The organism is Acinetobacter sp. YK3, from assembly GCF_001729365.1.
GTDB lineage: Bacteria > Pseudomonadota > Gammaproteobacteria > Pseudomonadales > Moraxellaceae > Acinetobacter > Acinetobacter vivianii.
The window spans coordinates 1-23,796 of sequence record NZ_LZPJ01000027.1; the positions used below are offsets into that span (position 1 = coordinate 1).

Sequence of the window (23,796 nt, forward strand, 5' to 3'; positions counted from 1 at the left end):
AGCTTAAGAGATTGAAAAAATCAATTTCAAACAAATGAATATAGAAATAAGAATGATTATTCTTTGCATAAATTTTTACACAGTCTAGGCGTGCCTCATGTCTTTTATTAAATCACGGAAGAAACTTGTCTCTTCTGCAATTGCATCATCACTTTCTGTCATTGCAGTACCTGCTCTTGCACAAGAACAGCCCGTTCAACTCCCAACAATTCATGCGCATGCCACTCAGGAAGAATCTTTAAAAGTTGACCAGTCTGCAAATGCAAAATTTGTTGCACCTCTTAAAGATACACCGAAATCAGTCTCTATTCTTTCTCAAAAATTGATTAAAGACACCAACTCAAATACCTTACTCGAAGCACTTCGTTATGAGCCAGGGATTACTCTAGGGGCTGGTGAAGGTGGTACACCATTTACAGATATGCCTTATATCCGTGGTTACAGCGGTCAATCATCAATTTATGTAGATGGTATCCGTAATACCACCTCACAAAGCCGCGATATGTTTGCCATTGAACAGGTTGAAGTCATCAAAGGCTCTTCATCTGCACTCGGTGGTGGTGGTAGCGTTGGTGGTAGTATCAATCTTGTCCCTAAAGTGGCTCATCAAGGTGATGTCTATCAAGGTAGTATTCAGGGCGGTACAGATAACTATCGCCATATCCAGCTTGATGCAAATAAAGACTTTGGTAACGGTATCGCAGGTCGTGTTGTCGTTATGGGTCATGAAAATGAAAAAGCAGGTCAACACAATGGCGCAGAATTTGCTCGTGCAGGTCTCGCATCAAGTCTTGCTTTTGGCTTAGATACAGCAACTCGGGGTACATTTAGCTATTACTATTTACGCAGTAATGATGAACCAGATGCTGGCATTCCATTCAATAATCCAACGCGTGCCCCTGCGGGTGTCACACTTAACCCAGGCGATGGACGTCCCGTTAGTGTAAAAGCTGGAACTTACTACGGCTGGAAAGACCGTGATTTTGACAAGCGTGAAAATCACATTGGTACCTTCAAGTTAGAACATGATTTCAACGAAAATCTAACTTTGTCAAACGTGGCGACTTACAACAAATCTAAGTCAGACTATGTTTATACCAATGCAGATGACTCAAATGGCAATATTTACCGCGGTACAATCGCTCGCCGTGCTTTAAGCCGCATCCTCGATACCGATGCTTATAGTGATCAGCTTTCTTTAAGAGGTAAGTTCAACACTGGTACGTTTAAACATTCATTTAATGTAGGTACTGAGTGGAGCTATCAAAATACCGATCAGGGTATGCATACCTTTACCAATGCTGCCGGCCAGACAACTTCAACCATTCTCTCTTCGAATGTCAGTGGCTGTGACGCGGCTTCCGCTACGTCAAATGGCTGGTGTACAGGTTTAAATAATCCAGGCAATGGTAGCTTTACTGACAGTTTGGGCAGCATCAAAGGTCAGTCAACAACACGTAGCCGTACCGCCTCCGTTTATGCTCTAGACAGCATTGAATTTAACCCACAATGGTTACTTAACCTAGGTGTTCGTTGGGACAAATTTGATACTGAGAAGAAATACAATAAAGATGTCTACGCAACCAATGCTGGCGCTTATGACTATACAAAAGTTGCAACAGCCAAAGGTACTAAATACGAAAGCGATGCTGACTTCTTTACCTACCAAGCAGGTTTAGTCTTTAAGCCAACTGAAGCTGGTAGTATCTATGCAAGTTTTGCGACTTCTGCAAACCCAGTCGGTGTTTTAGCTGAAGGTGATAGCAGTGATAATGCTTTAGGTACCACAGATATTGTGAATAACCTAAAACCTGAAGAAGCACGCACTTTTGAAATCGGAACCAAATGGGACTTATTTAATGAACGTGCCAATTTAACCGCAGCTATTTTCCGTACAGAAAAGCAAAATACTCGTATTCAAATTGATCCAACCACAACCACTAATGCTGGCGAAAGTAAAGTAGATGGATTTGAAGTAAGCTTAAACGGCAAAATTACCAATAAATGGGATATCTCTGCAGGTTATAGTTACCTAGACAGCGAAATCACTAAAGCAGCTTATAACGCAGTCGCTCAAGAAGGTAAACCGCTTCCATTCGTTGCGAAAAACAGCGCAACTCTCTGGTCAACGTATAAAGTATTACCAAACTTAACTTTAGGTGCGGGCGCAGAATATCGTGATCAAGTGTTTGTAAACACGACAGCACCTAAATTTTTGCCAACGTATACCATCTACAATGCAATGGCAAAATATGATGTAAACAAAAATGTGAATTTACAACTTAACGTAAATAACATTGGTGATAAACGTTACTTTACCAGCGCACATGCTGCACATTATGCATTTGAAGGTAATGGTCGTAACGCGGTACTTGCTGTTAATTTTAAATACTAAGCAAAAGCCATAATAACTTTACGGCATTCTACTTAGTTCATATAAAATAGCCTCGTCATGAGGCTATTTTTACAAATGCAATAAATATTCAAAAGGTGTTCACCGTGATCCATCATATTCCCAATGTATTAAGCAAAGAACAAGTTGCAGAGTTCCGCCAATTGATGGCAGATGCAAATTGGGTGGGTGGGAAAGTGACTGCGGGTACCCTCTCTGCTTCAGTGAAACAAAATCAACAACTTTCAGAACAAGATCCGCTGACCCATGCACTTAGCGAGATTGTGATTAAAGCAATTTGGCAAACTCCATTGTTTCAAGCAGCGGCATTACCGCATAAAATTATTCCGCCCTTGTTCAATCGCTATGATGAGTCTGAAAGCTTTGGCTTCCATGTCGATAACTCGATTCGTCTGATTCGTGGTACATCTGAGCAAATCCGCACCGATTTATCATGCACCTTGTTCTTAAGCGAACCGGAAGAATATGAAGGTGGGGAACTGGTCATTGAAGATACCTATGGCTATCATGAGATTAAACTTCCTGCTGGTGATGTCGTGCTTTATCCATCAACCAGTTTGCATGAAGTCAGCAGTATTAACTCTGGCACCCGTTTCGCTTCATTCTTTTGGGTACAAAGCATGGTGCGTGATGATGCTGAACGGAATATACTGTTTACCTTAGATCAAACCATTCAAAATCTACGTATACAGTTAGGTGATAAGCATGCAGAAGTGATTAAACTCACCAACCTCTACCACAATCTGATGCGTAAATGGGCTGAGTTATAATTCGCATACTTTTCAACCCATAGAGATAAAATTAATTTTTTTATCTCTAATCATTAAAATTACGGGAAATTTTCCCCATTAAAATTAAAATAGCGCAAAAAACAGGGAAATATTTTCCATTCATTGTCTTTAAAATGTTTTATAGACCTTTGCAGCCGTCTGTATTTTCACCTAGACTGATCACAGTTAGATGATTAATATAACTGCAAAATTAAATAACCCATACGAATGGTAGATGATGAAAACAAATCACGGCTTTACCCAACCGTCTCATACAATACATCTCGCTGCTGCTCTTCTCCTGATGCTGCGCCTCGCGCGCGTATAAATTTTTTGCCTACATTTTTAGGCACTCGATCCCCAAATTCGCTTTAAATTAATTCTTATAGACACCATATATATTTGTAGCACGTTGCCTTTTATTTGACTCAGCAACCATGCTACGACAAGGAGTTATCTCATGATGTTGGCTGACCCAAGCAAAAAATACCGCCGTATGTACCAACGCGTTGATTTACCAGATCGCCAATGGCCAAATAATGAAATCAATCAAGCGCCAATCTGGATGAGTACCGACCTTCGTGACGGTAATCAGGCAATTTTTGAACCGATGAACATGGATCAAAAATTAAAAATGTTCAAAATGTTGGTCAAGATTGGCTTTAAACATATTGAAATTGGTTTCCCTTCTGCCTCTCAAATTGACTTCGATTTCGCCCGTATGTTAATCGAAGAAAATTTGATCCCTGATGATGTCTATATCGAAGTATTGGTGCAAGCACGTGATCACTTGATTGAACGTACTTTTGAGGCATTAGTCGGTGCAGAACGTGCCATCGTGCATATCTACAACTCAAACTCTCCAACATTCCGTAAGAAAGTTTTGAATGTCGATGCCAATGGTTCAAAGCAGCTTGCAATTAATGCAGCAAGTAAAGTCAAAGAATATGCAGCGCAATACCCTGCAACAGAATGGATTTTCCAATACAGTCCTGAATGTTTCTCTGCAACAGAATTAGAAGTTGCCAAAGATGTTTGTGATGCTGTGACTGAGATTTGGGAAGCATCTCCGACCAATAAAGTTATATTGAACTTGCCTGCAACCGTGGAAGTTTCAACGCCGAATGTCTATGCCGATCAAATCGAATGGATGCATCGTAACTTGGCGCGTCGTGATGGCGTGATTATTTCTGTGCATTGTCACAATGACCGTGGTTGCGGTATCGCAGCGTCTGAGTTAGCAATTATGGCAGGTGCTGACCGAGTTGAAGGCTGTGTGTTTGGAAATGGTGAACGTACGGGTAATGTTGACGTTGCTGCAATTGCCTTGAACATGTATACCCAAGGTGTTGCACCTAATTTGGATTTCTCCAATATCAATGAAGTCATTGCAACAGTTGAAGAATGTACGGGTTTACCTGTGCATCCTCGTCATCCATATGCTGGTGATTTAGTCTTTACCGCGTTCTCTGGTTCACATCAGGATGCGATTAAGAAAGGCTTCGAATTCCAGAAAAACGAAGAAATTTGGGATATGCCTTATTTACCAATCGATCCTAAAGATTTAGGTCGTGACTATGATGCGGTGATCCGTGTGAATAGCCAATCTGGTAAAGGCGGTATTGCTTACTTGTTAGAATCGAATTACAACGTTGCCTTGCCACGTCGTGTTCAAATCGAATTCAGCCAGATCGTACAGCAACATACCGATGAAAATGGTACTGAAATCAGCGCCCATGAAATCTGGTCTTTATTCGAAAAAACCTACGTGGATGTAAAAAACAGTCATTATCACACCAAGCATTATCAATTGTCGGATATTAATGGTACACAAATCATTGAATTAGACGTTGAAATTGACGGCGAAATTCAACGCCTACGCGGTGAAGGCAATGGTCCGATCTCGGCCATGTTAAATGCTTTACAGTTACCAATTGATGTTGTGAATTATGAAGAGCGTAGCATCAGTTCAGGTGCCAATGCCAAAGCCCTTGCCTTGATTGAACTTCAAGTGAAAGGTACAGGTAAAAGTGCCTTCGGTGCTGGCGTACATGACAACATCGTGACCTCATCAATTGAAGCCATTATTGCATGTACCAACCGTTTGATTGAGCAAGGTGTCTTGACCACCGATCAAGTGGCTGCTGCAGCCGTTTAGATGAGTGAAATATCACATAATCGTCAGTAAAGCTGAGTTGTAATATCAGAAAAAATGACTTTTGAAAGGATACCTGAATTGGTATCCTTTTAGTTTCATTGAGATTGAATATAATTTCTCGTTTAAACTCAGATACTCGGAGATGTCATCCACAACCTGCGTGGTGCTTGTAAGATGCTCTTTCTGCGATAGAATGAGAAAAATGCAAGAAATGAACAGGTTTTGTGGTGAGCTGCGGTTATAGCAGCGCAAGAGGCCTTTGCTTACTTTGGGCGAAACCAAAGTAAGTCTAACTGAAAGTTTATCCTAGGACTGGATAACAACTCGGCAGGACTCCGTTATTAAAACCAATGATTTCAAGTAACGAGAGATTCAATTGAACTCTGTTTATTGATTCAAACTTTATATAAGGCGAACGATTCCAGTGTCTTTTCCATCGGATTCAGTGGGTTTAGTCACACCACAAAAGTTTCAATTTGAACAACCTCTAGAACTTGAATGTGGTCGAGTATTACCACGTTTTGATTTAATGGTTGAAACCTATGGAACACTCAATGCAGATAAATCGAATGCCATTCTGATTTGTCATGCACTCTCCGGACATCACCATGCCGCAGGCTACCATCATGAAGATGATAAAAAAGCTGGCTGGTGGGATAGCTGTATTGGCCCTGGAAAAGCAATTGATACCGACCATTTCTTTGTTGTTTCATTAAATAATATCGGGGGCTGTAGTGGCTCTACAGGACCAACCTCACCCAACCCTGAAAATGAAAATCGTCCTTATGGTCCAGACTTTCCACTGGTTACCGTGCGTGACTGGGTCAAAACCCAAGCCATGCTGTCTGACCGACTCGGTGTTGAGGTTTGGTATTCTGTGATTGGTGGCTCTTTAGGGGGCATGCAAGCCTTGCAATGGTCACTGGATTATCCTGATCGCCTAAAAAAATGTGCCGTTATTGCCAGCGCACCAAAATTATCAGCTCAAAATATTGCCTTTAACGAAGTTGCACGCCAATCAATTCTGTCAGATCCAGACTTCCATCATGGGCGTTATCTGGAAAATGACAGCTATCCAAAACGTGGCCTGATTCTGGCACGTATGGTAGGTCATATCACCTACTTGTCTGAAGAAGCCATGAAGCAAAAATTTGGTCGTGACCTCAAGTCAGGCAAATTTATGTATGGTTTCGATGTCGAATTTCAGGTTGAAAGCTATTTGCGTTACCAAGGTGAACAATTCAGTCGCAATTTCGATGCAAATACTTACTTGATTATGACCAAGGCACTGGATTATTTTGACCCTTCCCGTGAATATGAGCATTCTTTAACAAAGGCCATGAGTAAGCCGAAATGCCAATTTTTGGTGATTTCATTTACCACGGACTGGCGTTTTAGTCCAAGCCGTTCACAGGAACTGGTGGATGCGTTGATTGATAATCATAAGCCTGTCAGCTACTTGGATATTGATGCTGAACAAGGCCATGACTCTTTCTTGTTCCCTATTCCACTCTATGTGAAAACACTACGGGCATTTTTAGGCGGAGAACAACAGTTGAAATCGACACGACAGGAGCAGCACTGATGCGTATAGATCAACAACTCGCCGAAAAATGGATTAACCCGAACTCTAGCGTGTTAGACTTAGGCTGTGGTGATGGTGAATTGCTGGCTCATATGAGCAAACAGCACAATATTCGTGCCTATGGGCTAGAAATTGATCAAGAAAAGATTGCAATTGCCATCAGTCGGGGGTTAAATATTATCCAACAGGACTTGAACCTTGGTTTAAGTCGCTTTGCCGACCAGTCTTTTGACTCTGTGGTTATGGCACAAGCTTTGCAAGCTGTAGATGCACCTGATGTATTACTTCGTGATATGGTGCGTGTCGGCAAACAGGCGATTATTACTTTTCCAAACTTTGCGCATTGGAAGACGCGTTCTTTTCTTGCATTGAAAGGGAAAATGCCTGTTTCGGAAGCTTTACCTTATATGTGGTATAACACCCCGAATATTCATTTATGTACTTTCCGCGATTTTGAAGCCTTGTGTGCTGAGAACCGGATTAAAATTATTAATCGACTTGCCGTTAATGGTGACCAACAAGGTAGTATGCTCAGCAAGCATATGCCGAACCTATTTGGTGAAGTCGCAATTTATCGAGTGAGCGCTCTATGAAAAAGACATTAATCAGCACATTTTTATTTGGTCTGATCAGTATACAAGCGCACGCTGACTATGTTGCCCAACCACAATCGGTAGCAACACAGGCAGCGCGATATTCAGTGATGGATATCAATGGTTTACAAAGCGCAGCGAAATCTGGTCAGGCTGGGGCACAGTTTTATTTAGCAACCCGTTACCAGTATGGTAAAGACGTTGCTAAAGATGAGAAACAGGCATTTGCTTTATTCAAGGCCGCAGCGGATCAAGGTTTATCTGCAGCACAGTTGAATGTTGGCCGTATGTATGCCGATGGTATTGGTACCAAGAAAGATGAAGCTTTAGCGCGTCGTTATTTCGAGAAAGCGGCAAGTAATGGTGATAACCGTGCCAGCTTTAATCTTGCAATGATGGAAGAGCAAAAGAAAAACTATATGGGTGCTTATCAATGGTATGAGCTTTCAACCCGTGATGGCATGCTCGATACCAAAGTGATCAAACTTTCTGAAGGTAAGAAAACGGCGTTGGCGGCTAACCTGACTCAAGACCAGATCCGTACTGCACGTGACCGTGCTGATAAATGGATTCAAGCGCAATAATCTGTTTTAGATCTATTGATTGGAAACCGACTTGTGAGAGTCGGTTTTCTTTTAAGTGTAAATATCAATCTTAGATTGAGTTAAAACCAATATTTTTGCATCGCTTTTAAAAATTCTTGTGTTATTAAATCATTAGACTTTAGGCCAATTACTGCATCAATACCACAACTTGGACATAAAGCTGTATTTTCATCGTCACACCAATCTTGAATGTTTCTATAATCAAAAACATCCAAGCAATAAAAACAACCACAAAAACCACTATCTCTTAAAATATGTCGATGATAGCTTGAAGTTTTATGTGCATTAACGAGGTCATTTCGATCAAAATTATTCATTAGTCTGGAATGATATAAATTATTACTAAGATCGATTAGGGTATAACATATATACAAAGATGTACTCAAATATTTCTAAATTCGAAAATCTGTCATCGAGAATACGCTAAGATATATCCAACTCTCTAACAGCATCATAAAATATGTCTACCCAATCATGGCTCAACCAAGGTAGCCTTGTCCTTGCAAGTAACAACAAAGGCAAAGTGGTCGAATTTGAACATCTGTTTCAACAACTTAATCTTCCTGTCGAGATCATTCCTCAAGGTAAACTGGATATTGAAGATGCAATTGAAGATGGTCTCAGCTTTGTTGAAAATGCCATTATCAAAGCACGCCATGCCTCTAAACTTTCAGGCAAACCAGCCCTAGCAGATGACTCAGGACTTTGTGTTCCAATTCTAGGTGGTGCACCAGGCATCTACTCGGCACGTTATGCAGGCGAACACGGCAATGATGCTGCCAACAACCAAAAACTTTTGGCCGATCTCGCACCCTTCCATAAAGATGGCGAAGTGATTGAAGGCATGTTTGTTTGCGTACTCGCGCTGGTCACCCATGCAGAAGATCCACTTCCACAAATTTTCCAAGGCATTTGGAAAGGTGAGATTTTAGAGGCTGCTCGTGGCGAAAATGGCTTTGGTTATGACCCTTTATTTTGGCTACCTGAACTCAATGTTTCGAGTGCTGAACTCAGCAAAACTGAGAAGAACAAGATCAGCCATCGTGGGCAAGCAATGCAGCTGTTTAAAGCAAGTTTAGTTTAAAATACTGAAGTGCTCTCCTAAATGAGGGCACTTTTTACATGCAATAAGATGCCATACACAATAATGACCAAACAACTCACCATTGTTCCTGCAGCAATATATCGGGCTGAAATACCAGTACCCTGATAATGCGTTTCCAACGCCACAATATTGGCGGCTGGTGGTAAACAGAATAAGAAAAATAAAACTGGGAGCAATAACTTAAGTTGAGAAATCGGGATCAAATAATAAGTCAGGGCGCAGATCAGCACGCCACACAATAATTTCAACATCAGCGTACGTGTACTTAAAAGCAAATCTGCCACATGTACCCGAGTATGCCTCAGCCACATTCCTAAAATACACATGCCCGCAAAACTCATCCCAAACTTGGCAATCTCATATATCCCTTCTAACAGCATATTTCCTTCTAGGCGCTGAACTCCCAGAAGCCACAAAATAAAGGCAATCAATAAGGCAAGTACAGGCGGTGACTTTATAACTTTATGCAGCGTCGCGAGATGATTCGTCGGTCCTTCTGAAACGGCAGCAACTGCCCAGATATTACCAAATAATGAACCACCGATATATAGCGCAATCATGGCAGCGCTGACCTGTTCACCAAATAAGGCAATGGCAAATGGAAAGCCTAGCCAGCCGATATTGCTATAGCTAAAACACAACGCCTGTAAACGATCTTTTGAATAATAAGCAAATAAATAAAACAGAATAATGGAAGAGAGAAAACTAAACAGAATCAGTGCAAAACTACCAGCCTGATAAAACACCATATTGTAAATAATCACAACTGGAATAAATAACCTCGCCAATAAGGATGACAAGACTTTCTTACACTTCTCTGCAAGCTTAAATTGAGCAAGCAACAAGCCGAAAATGAAGGCACTGAGTGGAAGAATAAAAGTCATATTATCTAATTTTGATCGTTAATTTGGCAGCTGTATATGCTAGCACTGTTTTGGGTTGTGCCGATGTTTGTCTTAAAACTGCAATATAAGTGTCACATCTTTGTCATGCCTAGCTGTTGAGATATATCCAAAGTTTTATAGGAATAAAATTATGGCTGGTTTATCGATTTGGCATGTGCTGATTTTTGCAATCGTGGTGATTTTACTTTTCGGTACATCAAAGCTTAAGAACTTAGGTAAAGATGTCGGTGGCGCGGTTAAAGACTTCAAAAAATCGATGAAAGAAGATGAAGTCGCGACGCCTTTAAATGAACCTCGCACCATTGATGCTCAAGTTAAAAATACTGAAAGCTCGGTAAAAAGCTAAGCGAGCACGACTATGCTGAATTTGGGAATGACCGAGATCTTTTGCTTTGCAGTAATTGCATTGCTGGTGCTCGGTCCTGATAAATTACCAGAAGCTGCTCGGTTCGTGGCGAAATGGTATGGCAAAATAAAAAAGTTTATCAACAATATTCAGAATGAAATCGATCGCGAACTCCGCCTTTCCGAGTTTCGCGAAGAAATGCAAAAAGAAATTGATAAAATCACTGAACTTGAACGCAGGATGCAACAACAGTTAGATGCGCTTAAAAGCACACAAACATCATCCGATGCTGAGCCAGTACAAGTAGAGACGAATCAATCAACGACGACTTACAGCTTTCGGTCTCAACAAGCAGTCGTTCCATTCAGTCTTGAATACCAAAAGCAATTACCTTTCAACCTTGAGCCGAATAGACCGCCTCAAAAGTTTGATACAGAATTAAAGATTGCCGTATGAGCCAATTACCATCGACTTCCGTCAGTACTGAAGAAACCCTGCAACAAATGCCTGTGATGCAGCATTTGATTGTACTCCGCCAATATCTTTTCAAGATTGTTGGGGTGACGATTCTTCTTTTCTTCTGTTTACTGCCGTTTAGAAATACAACCTATCAGTGGCTCTCTGAACCATTAAGACAGCAACTGCCAGCTAGCTCGACCATGATTGCGACCGATGTTACTGCAACATTCATGGCACCATTTAAGCTGAACTTGTTTGTTGCCTTTATGCTGGCAATGCCCTACATCATTTATCAGATCTGGTCATTTATCAAACCCGCACTTTACGAAAAAGAACGCCATTTAGCCATTCCTCTCCTGTTAGGAAGTATCGTGCTATTTTATCTAGGTGTGGCATTTGCCTATTTCATTACTTTGCCTGCAATTTTGCATTTCTTTATTAGCGTATCCCCTGAAACAGTTGCGCCAATGACTGATATCAACAGCTATTTAAGCTTCTGTTTAAAACTGTTTTTGGTCTTTGGTTTTACTTTTGAAATTCCAATTATTACTTTAGTTCTCATCTTAATTGGTCTGGTGAGCACACAAAGTCTGATTGAAAAACGTCGCTTCATCGTTGTGGGATGCTTTTTTGTTGCTATGTTTGTAACCCCTCCAGATGCTCTTTCTATGATCATGCTGGCTGTACCGATGTGGATGTTATTTGAACTCGGTTTATTGCTTGGAAAAATACTCGAAAAAAGAAAAGTCGAAAACTAAAAAACGGAGATAAAATCCCTGAAAATATTTCAGGGATTCTTTTATTTTGCCCTATATTTTTCAATAATTTATAAAAATAAAATTGTCTTCAAACTGCCTTCAAACTGTCAAAAAAATGTCATGTCCTATTCATAGAATCGATCAGGATTTATTTACCATATATTATAGATACGGATTTATTATGACAGCCAATACCAATCAGCCAAGTCGTCGTGATATTTTAAAATGGTTCGCTGGCGTTCCATTTTTACCATTGGGGGCAATGGGTACAGCAGCAGCTCTAACAGGTTGCAATGATGACAACGATAATAATGTTGTCACTCCACCAGCAAAACTGGTGAAATTCAAAAATGCCAAATTTACACCGATGGCAGCCCCATCAACCACGGCGGAAATGGCGACTACCTCGGTCAAATCAAGCTTAACAGTGACTTGGGAAGACAATACCGCAACAGAATATAAATTAGGTTATCAAGAATTTTTCCGCACGGGTATGGAAGTCGACAATATCAATGGCGGAAAAATTATTGCGGGTAGCTATTACGACATCAACAATCAACCGATCAGAGATACATCGGTTGCTGGTCAAGAACGTCAATTCTTCTCTGATTGTCCAGATGGCTCATCAATGATTTATCTCAAAGATGCACAAGTTGCTGGTGTCAATAATCCAGTATTCCATGTGGTTCAGTTCGAGTACACCACACATAACCTCGCTCAACAAAGCATGTATGGGCAATTACCCTCTCCGATTGCCGTACTTACATTAGACCAAGACCAAAAAACAGGCCATCTTGCATTGAAAAAATACTTCAATGTGGACATGTCGAAAGTTCATGGTCTATGGATTACTTGTGGTGCTAGCCTTTCACCTTGGAATACTCACCTTTCAAGTGAAGAATATGAGCCAGATGCTTTCGATCAAATCGGTAGCACGCTAGCAACATTAAAAGCTTACAGTAAAAACCTGTATGGCAATGAAAATACAGCCAATGTATATAATTATGGTCATTTACCTGAAATCATCCTCGATGGTAAAGGTCGCGGTACAGCGGTTAAACACTACTGCTTGGGCCGTATTTCACACGAACTGATTCAGGTCATGCCAGACAACCGTACCGTAATTATGGGTGATGACTATACCAACGGCGGTTTCTTTATGTTTATTGCAGATAAAGAAAAAGACTTATCTGCGGGAACGTTATACGTTGCAAAATACACATCTGAGCTGAATGAAACTTCTACAGCACCAATCAAATGGATCAAGCTGGGCCATACCGACAGTAAAACCATTGAAGATCTGGTCAATGTTCGCGGCATCAAAGCCGAAAACATTATGGAGAGCTTAACCACAGCACCGGCAGATTTAACAGGTTATACACAGATTGTCCTTGATAAGAAAACGCTTTGGATCAAGTTAAAAGAAGCCAATAATGGTTTCAGCAAAGCAGAAATCGAATTAGCTGCTGCCTTCCTCGAAACACACCGTTACGCTGCCCTTAAAGGCGGTAGTATGGCGTTCACCAAGATGGAAGGAACTACGGTGAATATCAAGGATAAAGTTGCTTATTCTGCACTTGCCAATATTCAGGACTCAATGATTGAAGGCAAAACGGGTTGGGTCGCAGCACATAATGTAAAATTCAAGAGCACGCTAAAAGCTGGCGGTGTACTTGCACATGATCTTAAAGGCAGCCAAGTTGATCATCTCAATAATGTGATTAATAGCGAATGGACACCATATCAAAGCCATATGGTGCTGATGGGCAAAGATATTCCTGTAGATAGCTTAGGCAATACCGCTGATCCTGATAACATCGCAAGTCCAGACAACTTAAAATTCTCTGAAACGCTACGTACTTTGTTCATCGGTGAAGATAGTGGTAACCATACCAACAACTTCCTATGGGCTTATAATGTGGATACCAAGTCTTTAGATCGAATTCTTTCGACTCCAGCAGGTGCAGAATCAACAGGTCTACATGCAGTTGATTCAGTGAATGGCTGGACCTATATCATGAGCAATTTCCAGCATGCGGGTGATAGCTCAAGTCTTCCTGCTGAATTAAAAGCAACAGTTTTAGCCAACTACAATGGCGGTTATAGTGCAAGTGTTGGCTATATCACCGCTGATCCAGTTGCACCATCAATTCAGAAAAAAGCTTAAATCCAAGCTTTAATTTCAGAAAATGCCGACCCTATGTCGGCATTTTTTATTTCTGTAAATCTACACTTAATTCAACAATCTCACCCTGCTCTTCTCCTTGCTGAGATTTTTCCAGCCATTGCCATTGTGTTGGCGTAAGTCTTAAAAAGTTGGAGCATCGTGTTCCATATACAGGACTCTGGATAAAGGTTGAAGACAATAAAGCTTCCATTTCGGTACTGATGCCTGTGTCAGGTAATAAATCCGGAATGACTTTGCGCTCATCCTCCAAAATATCCCAAGCCGCATGTCTGAGTTCAGATTCCAGAATCTGAGGTTGTTGCAACATCGGTAAAAACTCTTGAGTAAAGCGCTTGCGCAAATGTCTGGTCTTTTGCCAATCTTCGGACATTAGGCCATTGGACACTACGTATACCCCATTCGCCAGCACCTGAGGCGCTTCCCCACGGTTACTCATGTAAACCGCCTGTTCCCGATCTCCAACAAATAGGTTGAATCCCGCATAGTCCTGTTGTTGCTGTTCCAATTGCTGTGCAAAACGAATCGGTGCCAGATCACTTTCCAGAAAAGATTGAATCAGATGCCCACGTGACGTTGTATAGGATTGCTGATCCCGACCATTTCGGAAATTGGTCAGGATGGCCCATCGCCCTGATGCAGTTACACCCATCCATGTACCGCCTGACTGTAAGTCCTGACCAGCCACAATCACATGATTTGACCACTGATGTAGGCTTGCACTGGGACGGTGATAGAATTCATCACGATTTGAAAGTAAGCATAATGGCATCTCATCCAGCACATGCCATGCGAAAGCAACAATACACATTGATTTGGTTCTCACATCTTTACACATTGAATGTACAACATTTTTCACATCATTCCGCTACAATCTGATCAAAACTTAATTTCAAATTCTAAATTGAGGAACAGCAATGCTGACCTATCCAAATATTGATCCAGTTGCGCTGAGCTTAGGACCAGTCAAGGTGCACTGGTATGGACTCATGTATCTCTTGGCTTTTCTATGTGCTTGGGGTTTAGCATCATATCGCGCTAAACAACGTGATGGCTGGACTGCCGATATGGTTTCAGATCTGGTCTTTTACGGGGCGCTGGGCGTTGTGCTGGGTGGTCGTGTAGGCTATGTGCTGTTTTATGAGTTCGGTAAATTTCTGGAAAATCCGCTCTGGTTATTTCAGGTCTGGACAGGTGGCATGAGCTTCCACGGTGGTTTCCTCGGCGTCATGATTGCAATGTTGTTCTGGTGTAAAAAATACCAGAAAACATGGTTTCAAACCTTGGACTTTATCGCGCCATGTGTACCAACAGGCTTAATGTTTGGACGTTTTGGTAACTTTATTGGTGGGGAACTCTATGGTCGTCAGGTTCAAGATCCAAACTATCCTTTCGGGATGATTTTCCCGACAGACCCATTAGGTCTAGTGCGCCATCCCTCACAAATCTATCAAGCCATCTGTGAAGGGCTGATCCTGTTTATCGTGCTGTGGTGGTTTAGTTCTAAGCCACGTCCACGTATGGCGGTTTCTGCACTGTTCCTGACTGGATATGGTGTCGCACGCTTCTTTATGGAATTCTTCCGTCAACCCGATGCAGACCAAGGCTTTATCTTGTTTGGCTGGATGACCAAAGGTCAGATCCTCAGTTTCCCAATGATCATCATTGGTCTGTGGATGATCTGGTATGCCTATCGTCGAAATATCTATGACTGGCAGTTAAAGAAATAACAGAATGGGAGCTTAGGCTCCCATTTTTTTGCTCGTTATAAAATACGAATAAAAAGCGTATAGTGATTTTATAAAATAACGATTCCCAACGAGCAAAGGTGATGTCAGATCACAGTTCAGGTTTTAAAATCCACCAACTTATTCTATCGCGATCACCCTTACACTTGAATCGGGAGATTGTGACAGAAATAGAAAAAAGACTTGGCCTTTCATTCCTTAATGAAGATGAGCCGCATCGGGTTTGTTTTGCCAATCAAAATGCTGAACTGCAAGACGCCTATAAACAGGTTTTCAGTGCAACCGACCTGCTTGATTATGTCTATGCCATGTTGATCTCAGAACAAGATAATCTCGATAAAATATCGCTGCTCAGTGAAAATCAGAGCTTGATTGCCTATCCAACCGATCCTCTACAATTCTGGCAATTGGTTCGAGACGGACAAAATTACCGTCGTTCTATGGGTTAAAATTTTCCAGTCAGTGCTTTTACAACTTCACCTAAACGTTTGCCTTGTGCTTCACACAAAACCTTTTCATCTTGGCTCAGGCTTTGGTCATGGCGGGGCCCGCTGACATGACTCGCACCATATGGCGTTCCACCCGTTTTGGTATTCGACAATGCTGGAACCGAATTCGGTAAGCCCAAGATCATCATGCCGTGATGAAACAACGGTGGCAGCATCGTCAATAAAGTACTTTCCTGCCCGCCATGCATTGAACCTGAAGATGTGAAGACACATGCAGGTTTATTATGCAAAGCACCATTCAACCATAAACTGGTGGTTTGATCCCAAAAGTACTTCATTTCGCTGGCCATGTTGCCAAAACGGGTCGGTGAACCCAACGCTAAACCTGAGCAATGCGTCAGATCATCCAGACTACAATAAATGTCACCATCTTCTGGAATACTGGCTTCAGCCTGAGTTACCACCGTCGCCAAATTGGGCACAGTTCGGATGCGTGCAGTCACACCCGCCGCTTCAATTCCATCGGCGATGAGGTGCGCCATTTGCTTAGTTGAACCATATTTACTGTAATAAAGAACAAGAACGTAAGGTTGCATCACTTTCAAGAATTTTGTTAAAAAGAACACTATACGACATTTTATACATTTTAGGCTGTTACAAGTCCTGTGCTTTCACAGGATTTTTATTAAAAATAATTAGGATAGAACCCATGATCTTACACCGTTATCTAAAAAAACTGCCTTTTTTAGAAAAAACATGGTTTCAATTTATTGTGTTTGTGTTACGGCGTTTTGAAGCTGACCGCTGTCGGGAACAAGCAGGAGGACTGACCTATACCACCCTGTTTGCAGTCGTGCCAATGTTGACTGTTTTTCTGGTGATTATCTCCTCCATTAAAGCGTTAGAACCAGCTCGGCAACAGCTGCAACAACTGATTTACAGTAACTTTTTACCGAAAAGCACCATTGCCTTTGATAAGGCCTTAAATGCATTTACCGAGAAGTCCAGTAACCTCACGGTGATTGGTGTGCTGTTCCTGTTTGTCACCACCGTTCTGATGCTGACCTCTATTGAGAATGTATTTAACCGGATCTGGCGGGTGAAAGAGACCCGTACGGGTCTGGTCGGTTTTATGCGTTACTGGACGATTATTTCACTGGGGCCGATTGTATTAGGCAGTGCTTTTGTACTGTCTTCAACAGTCGCTTCGATGAGTATTCTCAGTAATAACTTTGCAGGCTATCAGCTGGATGGTGCATTCCTGCTTTGGCTGATCTCGTTTTTACTGACTATTGTTGGCTTCTTCATTTTATACTGGACCATTCCCAACCGTATTGTCCCAGTATTTTCAGCCTTTATTGCGGCCTGTTTTAGTGCGACGGTATTCGAAGTTCTAAAACGTTTTTTTGGCTGGGTCATGAGCAACTTCACCAGCTATGAAATTGTCTATGGTGCATTTGCTGCGGTGCCAATTTTCCTGCTCTGGATTTACCTCTCCTGGAATATTATTTTACTGGGTGTGGAAATCAGTTTTGCCCTCACCGCATTCCATTCTGGAAAAGAACAGAAACGGCATCCAATCTTGATGTTACTCGACATTCTGGAACTGTTTTATAAGAAGCAACAGATTGGTCAAAGTGTCAGTGAGAAAGAGCTGTTGAATATTATTGGGCGTGGTGAATTAGGTCGTTTACCTGCTTATATTATGCAACTGGAACAGCAAAACCTGATTATGCGTACCGATAAAGATGAATATGTACTGGTTCGTAATTTAGCGCAGGTTGATTTCTGGAGCTTCTTTACCGCCCTTCCTTATCCATTGCCATTACGTAATGATGTTGAGCACATTCACCAAGATGATGAATGGATGGAACGACTCGGCCCATCCTTGATTGAAAGTAATGATTATTTAGCTGCCAAGCTCTCCATTCCACTTTCCACCATCTTTGAACAAAAATAATCAAAAGGCCTCAATCGAGGCCTTTTTTATTTCCTGAGCCAGCCTTGCAAACTGACCACCACAATTCCAAGTAACACTAGGGCTGAACCAATCACAAAATTCAGTTCAATTCTTTCACCCAGCAACCACACGCCAAAGGCCATACCAAATAACGGGGTCAGAAAGGAAAAAACGCCCAATCGAGAAGCCAGATAATTGCGTAATAACCAGAACCACGCCAGAAAACTGGCAAAGGATACAATCAAGGTATGAAAGGCCAAGCTGCCGATCACCAGCGGGGTAAAATGAATCGTGGCTTGTCCAAGGAATATAGCCAAGCCAAACAATAGAACAAAACTACCAGCCAGTTGATAAAACAAGGTTTGCGTGACGGCAGCTTGTGCCAGAGAAGATAAACGCACCGTAATTGTGGTTGCAGCCCAAGCAATACTTGCTGCAAGCGCCAGCAAATCTCCCCATAACATTTGCTGTTCTAACTGCGTTGCACCCTGATTTTCTCGCATGAAAGTGACCACAATCCCTAGAAAAGCAATAGCAATACCGCCCCACTGCAACACACTTAAACGCTCGGAAGGAAGCTTCCAATGCAGCCCCAAAGCCACAAAGATCGGTGCGGTATACAACAGCACCACCGCATGAGATGCAGACGTCCATTGCAAAGCTTGCGCCAGCAGAAAGAACTCTAGCGAAAACAGAAAAGCGACCAATGCGCCTGCTTTGAGATTCTGACGATTGAATAACTGACTGGCTTTATCCAGATATAACAAAGGCAACAACAGAACAGCAGCCAAACCTGAACGTAATGCAATCTGCATTAAGGGCGAAATATCGGGAGCGGCCATTTTTAAAATGACTTGTTGTAAGCCCCAGATCATACATAGTACGATCATCAGACCTGATGCGGTTGCATCTAATGCTTTGCGCTCATCCATAGCACGCTCCCAATTCTATAATTTGAGAACCAATATAAGACTGTCAGATTTTCATGATATAGTGAAAATCTGACAAGACATACGTGTTTTCGGGCAATTCTCATCTTATGAAAAAGTCAGCACAAAGGATTCAGGATTTTCAGGCGATTCCGACCTACAATGATATTCCTGCGCCGTTATGGTTAAGCGTTCGGGATGCGCCCGCAGAGACTTTTTATCCTAAACACGCACATGCTTGGGGTGAGTTTATTTATGCTTTTGATGGCGTACTTGAAGTCAATATTGAGCAAATCAATTACCTTACGCCTCCACCTTATGGCATCTGGCTACCGCCACATTTGCAACATAGCGGGATTAACCGTAATGATGTGACCTATTGTACGCTTTATATCCATGAGTCTTTATGTCAACGGATGCCGCAACAGGCTGGGATTTTACTGTCCGCACCACTGGTTTCTGCGCTGCTGGAACATATTCGTCATCATTCATTTTCAGAACAAGACCCAGAATATATACGCCTCCTACATGTTTTACTGGACACGTTAACGCATGCCGAACTGGTCGGTAGTTATTTGCCTACCACTCAACATCCAGCACTGGCGAAGATCCTGACCCATTTACATGAATTTCCTGCCGATAACAGTACCCTTGAACAACTCGCACACATGATCAATATGACCGAACGAACCTTGGCGCGTTATAGCCAAAAAGAATTGGGGATGTCACTGCATGAGTGGCGACAACGTTTAAAAGTCATGAAAGCCATGTCGATGCTGAATCAGGGCAAAACCATTGAGAGCATTGCTCTAGATCTAGGCTATGCCAGCTCATCGGCTTTTATTTATATGTTTAAACGCTGGATGCATTTCACGCCCGATCAGTTTCGCAAGCTCTATCAAGGTCGTTAGATCAAGGCAAATCAAAACGTTTTAAATTGTCCTGTTCGTAAGGTGCATCTTCAGCTGGATAACGTAACTTTGCCTGACCTTTTTGCTTCGCCAATGACCAGATCAAACTTTCTCCAGCAGGCAAAATATCAGGATGTTGCTTATACAAAGGATCGGTATAAGCTTGCTCAGTCTCAATCCATTGCCAACCTTGTTTTTCGAACGCTTCAATCACGTCATTCAAAAATGCAGCATTAATCGCATTTACATGGAGTAGCAACACATGCTTTGGAGAATAGCCAATCGTTTCAACAGCCAGCTGATCATAATAGCCAGCCCGATCAAGTAAATGGGCAATATACGCTTGTTTTAATCGTTCAAGTTGAGCTGTATTTTTCTGTTTCTGATAAGACAAATATTTCAGATTATAAAACCAATCACTGGCATCGATACTTACCGCACCTGACTGATAGCCCTGCTGTTTTAAGTATTGGGTAACACTATCCCGCTTTTCCTGAGTATTGCCTTCTTTTAAGAAAGGATAACGATATCTGGCAACCCAGCCTGGTAAAGGACGAAAAACCTGCTCTGCACGCTGAATACCCGCAATGTACTGCTGACTAGAGATTTGATCTTTATTGAGGTTGAGATGTAATTCGCTATGATTACCAATCCGATGACCTTGTCTACCCCACTCCTTGACCAACTGTAAGCCAGCATAATCCCCAATTTTAATCACACTTGGGTAAATCATACTTTTGAGCTGATGCTGTTTAAGCTGTTGTAAAATTTGCTGATTAATCTGAGTCGCTTGCGCATTCAGATCAGGATTTACGCCATCATCAAAACTGAATGCAAGCTGTTTCGCATGGCTGATGCTGGTCATTAAAAAGAGTGCGACATATAGCCAAGTTTTCATTCTATTTTTCTCATTGTTAAAAAATGGCGCTGATATTTTCATAGCAGCGCCATTTTATGGGTGGTGATGATTATGCTTTTACAAAGCTATCCCAATCATATTCACCAGACTGGGTAATCAGTTTCATGGTCAACTGATCATTGGCACGTAAAGCGCCGACACCTGCGGGTGTACCCGTCATAATCACATCGCCTGCTTCCAGACTAAAACATTGATTGATCTCAACCAGTAATGCTCCAATATCCCGAATCATGTCTTTGCTAAAACCATGCTGACGCTCAACGCCATTAATGGTGAAAATGAGTTCCAACTCTTGCAAGTCACCCACTTCATCCGCTTCGATCCAGTCCGCCAAAAGACAGGCACCATCAAATGCTTTGGCACGTTCCCATGGTTCGCCTTTGGCTTTTAAATCCCCTTGCAAATCACGCAAGGTTAAATCTAGCCCCAAGGTCACTGCACCGATCGCTTCTAAAGCTTTGGCAGGATCAGTTTCCTGAGATAGAGGATGGGTGATTTTCAAACAGATTTCACATTCATAATGACACTCACCTAAAGCCTGATTCCAGCTAATTCCTTGCGATAAAGGACTCAAACTGCTGGGTGGCTTGATAAATAAGATCGCACGATCAGGAATAGGGTTACCTAATTCTTTCGCATGTTCAGCATAATTTCGGCCTACACACACAATTTTTGAAGGACGTGTACTCATGAATGTTCCTTGTTCTTTGAACCGCTGATAAGTTTACTTTTTAAAACTATTTTCAAATTTGGTTTGATCTGCTGAATTTTCAAATGCACGCTTCGGTACAATGATGACTGTATGACTTTTCAGTTCCAGCATATAGGTCAGCTTGCCAATTGCAAAGGATTGTACCTCGGCATATTGGGCTCTCTGGGTTTTTCCTGTTGAATACAGCTCAAAATGATCCTGATATAAATCAACACCCTGTTCACTTTTCCCAAATTGATAACGTACAAACTGGCGCTTAAATAACATGGGCAATAACCAGTAGCGCATCACACCCTGCATAAGCAGGAAAAAAGCACCCAGCGCAACATAATAACGCCCTACCCCAGAGAAGCCTAAATAAACACCCCACAGGATAATGGCAATACTAATCACGGGAGTCAGAAAACGACTAAACGTCTTTTTACCAAAAGTGACCAGAGCAAAACCATCTTGTGATTCTTCCAGATTCAGATAATAGCGCACAGAGACTGTTGGACGTTGTTCAGACATTTTTAAATTTCTAACATTTGAAAAAACTGACCTATTAGAACATAAATGCTTCGCGGGGAAATCACATTTATGGCGTTTTGATACAAAATTTAAATGTGAGATTCAAATGGCCTTAATTGTTCTTTTTTATATATATTCATGTTTGATTTGCTATTTGTGAGCATTAAAAAAATAGACATTTATTAAGCCATTTAGATCTTTTTTATGACTCAATACAAAGAAATAAACCTTCTGAATAAGTTTTACACAACACGACTATTTTTTAACGCTAAAAAATCTTATTAATAATCGGCAGGGATATGCTCAGTCATAAGGTATTAAACCCTGTCCACCAAATCACAAATAAAAATCAAAGGAATGTGATGCGTTATTTGAATGGTCTACTTGTCTCTTATATTCTTCTAGGCATCCCACAAAGTTGTTTTGCACAGATTCTGTCATGGAATGACAATATTCCCAGTGCCTTACAACCGTTTCAAAACAATCCACAAACATTGGCAAGCTATACCCAAAATAATATTTTTATCTTTGGACATCCTGTAACAAAAACTGCTGTGCCGACCTTAAAAACCAATCCTCAGCCCAGTGTGAGTTTCAATTCAGCCGCGATTATTGTGCCTGTCAATGCGCAACAGGTCGCCAAAACCCTGACTGACTTTAGTCAATATGTCGGTTTATTTCCCACCTTGAAATCTGCTAAAACACTGCAACAGTCAGGCAATATTGTGCAGATGAAATATCGGATCTCAATTCCAACCCCCATTCCTGTATTGAATTTCAATGAAGATGTCACCTTACAGCATCAGATCAAATCCAATAGTATTTCCAGCTTGGTGATTGATGCGCCTATTCCCTACGGCGTAGGCAAATTTGAATGGTTTGCATTGGACGAGCACCGTACCTTAATTACCTTGACTCAATGGGGCGATTTAAACCAACCGAAGGGCTTCATTTTTAAGAAAATCCTGAATGCCATTCCCGAAGCTAAACTAGGTGTACCAAGTAGCAGCAATGCCTTTGTTTTGGAGGCCTTACGCAACCGCTTTAACAAGCAGACGATCACGCCATTAAATGCAGGACAACTCCCGACACCACAATTAAATCCAGCTCAGCTCGCCAAAATCAGCCAGTTAATTCAGACTACGCAACAACCAGTAAGCTTTATTCATGCCCCCACCAGTGTCCTTTATACGCATGGGCGGGAAGCCATGCGTTTTACCACCACCTATCAATTTTATAAAGAGTCACCGCAGCAACTGCAAAAATGGTTAACACCCGCGGCCTATCAGGAATTGTTTCCTCGCCAGATTAAAAAAGTCATTACCACCCCGATCCAAAATCAGGGGCAAGATGCTGATATTCAAGTCAATGTAGGGCTTGGCGTTATCAATATCCCCTTCGCTTTTAAATTACGTTTTAATTATCCAGAAGCGACTAAAAGTAGTTTTTATGCCAATGGTGGAGATTTAAGATTTATTAAAGGTGAGATGCGATTTACTGAGATGAATCAAGGCACTTTATTTAAAATGACCAGCAGTATGAAAGTCGATGAAAAAGCCCCGTTTTTATTAAGAGCAATGCGAAGCCTGCCTTATCATGAGGTTCTACCTGCCGTTGGAGGTAATGCTGTCTTTGTTCAGAAACTCAAGGCAAAAATTTGAGGCACAAAAAAACCGCATTTAAGCGGTTTCTTTTTTTCAAATTGGTGCGCTCAGAGAGATTCGAACTCCCGACCCCTTAGTTCGTAGCCAAGTGCTCTATCCAGCTGAGCTATGA

General features: G+C 41.7%; 24 protein-coding genes. 16 read left to right on the plus strand and 8 right to left on the minus strand.

All coding sequences use genetic code 11. From position 1 onward, the window contains the following. The first annotated feature begins 97 nt into the window (after positions 1–97). From A9Z07_RS03280 to A9Z07_RS03305, 6 genes are all read left to right on the plus strand, one after another. Positions 98–2,395: a TonB-dependent receptor gene (locus A9Z07_RS03280; RefSeq protein ID WP_069576769.1), complete on the plus strand. Its 2,298-nt coding sequence runs from the start codon at positions 98–100 to the stop codon at positions 2,393–2,395. A gap of 104 nt (positions 2,396–2,499) precedes the next feature. Further along, the gene (locus A9Z07_RS03285; protein ID WP_069576771.1) at positions 2,500–3,183 is read left to right on the plus strand and encodes a Fe2+-dependent dioxygenase; all 684 of its coding nucleotides are present in this window, start codon (positions 2,500–2,502) and stop codon (positions 3,181–3,183) included. A 460-nt stretch (positions 3,184–3,643) separates the two neighbouring features. After that, complete coding sequence (leuA, locus tag A9Z07_RS03290; protein ID WP_069576773.1) at positions 3,644–5,341, plus strand: 2-isopropylmalate synthase; 1,698 nt, start codon at positions 3,644–3,646, stop codon at positions 5,339–5,341. A 424-nt stretch (positions 5,342–5,765) separates the two neighbouring features. Beyond that, complete coding sequence (gene metX, locus A9Z07_RS03295) at positions 5,766–6,926, plus strand: homoserine O-succinyltransferase MetX (protein WP_069576775.1); 1,161 nt, start codon at positions 5,766–5,768, stop codon at positions 6,924–6,926. After that, entirely contained in the window at positions 6,926–7,519 is a 594-nt protein-coding gene (metW, locus tag A9Z07_RS03300) for a methionine biosynthesis protein MetW (protein WP_004775800.1), read from the plus strand. Before metX ends, metW begins: the two co-directional genes overlap by 1 nt. Beyond that, the gene (locus A9Z07_RS03305; protein WP_004775802.1) at positions 7,516–8,103 is read left to right on the plus strand and encodes a tetratricopeptide repeat protein; all 588 of its coding nucleotides are present in this window, start codon (positions 7,516–7,518) and stop codon (positions 8,101–8,103) included. Before metW ends, A9Z07_RS03305 begins: the two co-directional genes overlap by 4 nt. A gap of 80 nt (positions 8,104–8,183) precedes the next feature. On the opposite strand, the gene A9Z07_RS17545 is transcribed toward A9Z07_RS03305, so the two are convergent. Further along, positions 8,184–8,441 (minus strand): hypothetical protein, encoded by a 258-nt coding sequence (locus tag A9Z07_RS17545; protein ID WP_004775803.1) that lies wholly within the window; start codon positions 8,439–8,441, stop codon positions 8,184–8,186. Between the two features lie 143 nt (positions 8,442–8,584). On the opposite strand from A9Z07_RS17545, the gene rdgB reads away from it, so the two are divergent. Next, positions 8,585–9,208, plus strand: coding sequence for an RdgB/HAM1 family non-canonical purine NTP pyrophosphatase (gene rdgB / locus A9Z07_RS03310; RefSeq protein ID WP_069576777.1), 624 nt, complete (start codon positions 8,585–8,587; stop codon positions 9,206–9,208). 17 nt (positions 9,209–9,225) lie between these two features. Here rdgB and A9Z07_RS03315 read toward each other — a convergent pair whose 3' ends face one another. After that, positions 9,226–10,113 carry a permease gene (locus A9Z07_RS03315; RefSeq protein WP_069576779.1) on the minus strand — a complete coding sequence of 296 codons (888 nt, stop codon included), beginning with the start codon at positions 10,111–10,113 and terminating at the stop codon, positions 9,226–9,228. Between the two features lie 151 nt (positions 10,114–10,264). Between A9Z07_RS03315 and tatA the strand changes: the two genes are divergently transcribed. The 4 genes from tatA (at position 10,265) to A9Z07_RS03335 (ending at position 13,864) form a co-directional block, all read left to right on the plus strand. Then, complete coding sequence (gene tatA, locus A9Z07_RS03320; RefSeq protein ID WP_005259752.1) at positions 10,265–10,480, plus strand: Sec-independent protein translocase subunit TatA; 216 nt, start codon at positions 10,265–10,267, stop codon at positions 10,478–10,480. 12 nt (positions 10,481–10,492) lie between these two features. Further along, complete coding sequence (gene tatB / locus A9Z07_RS03325; protein WP_005259753.1) at positions 10,493–10,936, plus strand: Sec-independent protein translocase protein TatB; 444 nt, start codon at positions 10,493–10,495, stop codon at positions 10,934–10,936. Next, positions 10,933–11,697, plus strand: a complete 765-nt coding sequence (gene tatC, locus A9Z07_RS03330; protein ID WP_069576781.1) for a twin-arginine translocase subunit TatC — start codon at positions 10,933–10,935, stop codon at positions 11,695–11,697. Before tatB ends, tatC begins: the two co-directional genes overlap by 4 nt. Before the next feature lie 181 nt (positions 11,698–11,878). Next, positions 11,879–13,864: a PhoX family protein gene (locus A9Z07_RS03335; RefSeq protein ID WP_069576783.1), complete on the plus strand. Its 1,986-nt coding sequence runs from the start codon at positions 11,879–11,881 to the stop codon at positions 13,862–13,864. Between the two features lie 46 nt (positions 13,865–13,910). Here A9Z07_RS03335 and A9Z07_RS03340 read toward each other — a convergent pair whose 3' ends face one another. Further along, on the minus strand, positions 13,911–14,693 hold the full coding sequence (locus A9Z07_RS03340; protein ID WP_069576793.1) for an NRDE family protein: 783 nt from the start codon (positions 14,691–14,693) through the stop codon (positions 13,911–13,913). A gap of 106 nt (positions 14,694–14,799) precedes the next feature. On the opposite strand from A9Z07_RS03340, the gene lgt reads away from it, so the two are divergent. Both lgt and A9Z07_RS03350 read left to right on the plus strand, forming a co-directional pair. Then, on the plus strand, positions 14,800–15,612 hold the full coding sequence (gene lgt, locus A9Z07_RS03345) for a prolipoprotein diacylglyceryl transferase (RefSeq protein WP_004775818.1): 813 nt from the start codon (positions 14,800–14,802) through the stop codon (positions 15,610–15,612). A gap of 101 nt (positions 15,613–15,713) precedes the next feature. Further along, the gene (locus tag A9Z07_RS03350; protein ID WP_069576785.1) at positions 15,714–16,079 is read left to right on the plus strand and encodes a hypothetical protein; all 366 of its coding nucleotides are present in this window, start codon (positions 15,714–15,716) and stop codon (positions 16,077–16,079) included. On the opposite strand, the gene wrbA is transcribed toward A9Z07_RS03350, so the two are convergent. Next, positions 16,076–16,675: an NAD(P)H:quinone oxidoreductase gene (gene wrbA / locus A9Z07_RS03355; protein WP_069576787.1), complete on the minus strand. Its 600-nt coding sequence runs from the start codon at positions 16,673–16,675 to the stop codon at positions 16,076–16,078. The genes A9Z07_RS03350 and wrbA overlap by 4 nt on opposite strands. Positions 16,676–16,788: 113 nt before the next feature. On the opposite strand from wrbA, the gene A9Z07_RS03360 reads away from it, so the two are divergent. Then, positions 16,789–18,039 carry a YihY family inner membrane protein gene (locus A9Z07_RS03360; RefSeq protein WP_005259765.1) on the plus strand — a complete coding sequence of 417 codons (1,251 nt, stop codon included), beginning with the start codon at positions 16,789–16,791 and terminating at the stop codon, positions 18,037–18,039. Between the two features lie 26 nt (positions 18,040–18,065). Here the strand turns inward: A9Z07_RS03360 and A9Z07_RS03365 are convergent, their stop codons facing one another. Further along, on the minus strand, positions 18,066–18,971 hold the full coding sequence (locus tag A9Z07_RS03365; protein ID WP_069576788.1) for a DMT family transporter: 906 nt from the start codon (positions 18,969–18,971) through the stop codon (positions 18,066–18,068). Between the two features lie 107 nt (positions 18,972–19,078). On the opposite strand from A9Z07_RS03365, the gene A9Z07_RS03370 reads away from it, so the two are divergent. After that, positions 19,079–19,879: an AraC family transcriptional regulator gene (locus tag A9Z07_RS03370; RefSeq protein ID WP_005259769.1), complete on the plus strand. Its 801-nt coding sequence runs from the start codon at positions 19,079–19,081 to the stop codon at positions 19,877–19,879. 1 nt (position 19,880) lies between these two features. On the opposite strand, the gene A9Z07_RS03375 is transcribed toward A9Z07_RS03370, so the two are convergent. From A9Z07_RS03375 to A9Z07_RS03385, 3 genes are all read right to left on the minus strand, one after another. After that, a complete protein-coding gene (locus A9Z07_RS03375; protein WP_069576790.1) occupies positions 19,881–20,777 on the minus strand; it encodes a polysaccharide deacetylase family protein in 897 nt (298 codons plus the stop codon). A gap of 70 nt (positions 20,778–20,847) precedes the next feature. Further along, positions 20,848–21,489 (minus strand): fumarylacetoacetate hydrolase family protein, encoded by a 642-nt coding sequence (locus tag A9Z07_RS03380; protein ID WP_004775826.1) that lies wholly within the window; start codon positions 21,487–21,489, stop codon positions 20,848–20,850. Between the two features lie 33 nt (positions 21,490–21,522). Beyond that, positions 21,523–22,020: a YcxB family protein gene (locus tag A9Z07_RS03385; protein WP_004775827.1), complete on the minus strand. Its 498-nt coding sequence runs from the start codon at positions 22,018–22,020 to the stop codon at positions 21,523–21,525. Positions 22,021–22,382: 362 nt separating this feature from the next. Here A9Z07_RS03385 and A9Z07_RS03390 point away from each other — a divergent pair, with 362 nt between their 5' ends. Then, positions 22,383–23,681, plus strand: a complete 1,299-nt coding sequence (locus A9Z07_RS03390; RefSeq protein WP_069576792.1) for an SRPBCC family protein — start codon at positions 22,383–22,385, stop codon at positions 23,679–23,681. Positions 23,682–23,796: the final 115 nt, after the last annotated feature.

Excerpts from the sequence above, each read along its gene's own strand:
- A9Z07_RS03360 (WP_005259765.1), top strand. The coding sequence starts at position 16,789 with ATGATCTTACACCGTTATCTAAAAAAACTGCCTTTTTTAGAAAAAACA.
- metW (WP_004775800.1), top strand. The coding sequence starts at position 6,926 with ATGCGTATAGATCAACAACTCGCCGAAAAATGGATTAACCCGAACTCT.
- lgt (WP_004775818.1), top strand. The coding sequence starts at position 14,800 with ATGCTGACCTATCCAAATATTGATCCAGTTGCGCTGAGCTTAGGACCA.
- A9Z07_RS03315 (WP_069576779.1), bottom strand. The coding sequence starts at position 10,113 with ATGACTTTTATTCTTCCACTCAGTGCCTTCATTTTCGGCTTGTTGCTT.
- A9Z07_RS03365 (WP_069576788.1), bottom strand. The coding sequence starts at position 18,971 with ATGGATGAGCGCAAAGCATTAGATGCAACCGCATCAGGTCTGATGATC.
- A9Z07_RS03340 (WP_069576793.1), bottom strand. The coding sequence starts at position 14,693 with ATGTGTATTGTTGCTTTCGCATGGCATGTGCTGGATGAGATGCCATTA.
- tatB (WP_005259753.1), top strand. The coding sequence starts at position 10,493 with ATGCTGAATTTGGGAATGACCGAGATCTTTTGCTTTGCAGTAATTGCA.
- A9Z07_RS17545 (WP_004775803.1), bottom strand. The coding sequence starts at position 8,441 with ATGAATAATTTTGATCGAAATGACCTCGTTAATGCACATAAAACTTCA.
- A9Z07_RS03380 (WP_004775826.1), bottom strand. The coding sequence starts at position 21,489 with ATGAGTACACGTCCTTCAAAAATTGTGTGTGTAGGCCGAAATTATGCT.
- rdgB (WP_069576777.1), top strand. The coding sequence starts at position 8,585 with ATGTCTACCCAATCATGGCTCAACCAAGGTAGCCTTGTCCTTGCAAGT.
- A9Z07_RS03385 (WP_004775827.1), bottom strand. The coding sequence starts at position 22,020 with ATGTCTGAACAACGTCCAACAGTCTCTGTGCGCTATTATCTGAATCTG.
- tatA (WP_005259752.1), top strand. The coding sequence starts at position 10,265 with ATGGCTGGTTTATCGATTTGGCATGTGCTGATTTTTGCAATCGTGGTG.
- A9Z07_RS03370 (WP_005259769.1), top strand. The coding sequence starts at position 19,079 with ATGAAAAAGTCAGCACAAAGGATTCAGGATTTTCAGGCGATTCCGACC.
- A9Z07_RS03280 (WP_069576769.1), top strand. The coding sequence starts at position 98 with ATGTCTTTTATTAAATCACGGAAGAAACTTGTCTCTTCTGCAATTGCA.
- wrbA (WP_069576787.1), bottom strand. The coding sequence starts at position 16,675 with ATGCAACCTTACGTTCTTGTTCTTTATTACAGTAAATATGGTTCAACT.
- A9Z07_RS03375 (WP_069576790.1), bottom strand. The coding sequence starts at position 20,777 with ATGAAAACTTGGCTATATGTCGCACTCTTTTTAATGACCAGCATCAGC.
- leuA (WP_069576773.1), top strand. The coding sequence starts at position 3,644 with ATGATGTTGGCTGACCCAAGCAAAAAATACCGCCGTATGTACCAACGC.
- A9Z07_RS03335 (WP_069576783.1), top strand. The coding sequence starts at position 11,879 with ATGACAGCCAATACCAATCAGCCAAGTCGTCGTGATATTTTAAAATGG.
- A9Z07_RS03390 (WP_069576792.1), top strand. The coding sequence starts at position 22,383 with ATGCGTTATTTGAATGGTCTACTTGTCTCTTATATTCTTCTAGGCATC.
- tatC (WP_069576781.1), top strand. The coding sequence starts at position 10,933 with ATGAGCCAATTACCATCGACTTCCGTCAGTACTGAAGAAACCCTGCAA.
- A9Z07_RS03305 (WP_004775802.1), top strand. The coding sequence starts at position 7,516 with ATGAAAAAGACATTAATCAGCACATTTTTATTTGGTCTGATCAGTATA.
- A9Z07_RS03350 (WP_069576785.1), top strand. The coding sequence starts at position 15,714 with ATGTCAGATCACAGTTCAGGTTTTAAAATCCACCAACTTATTCTATCG.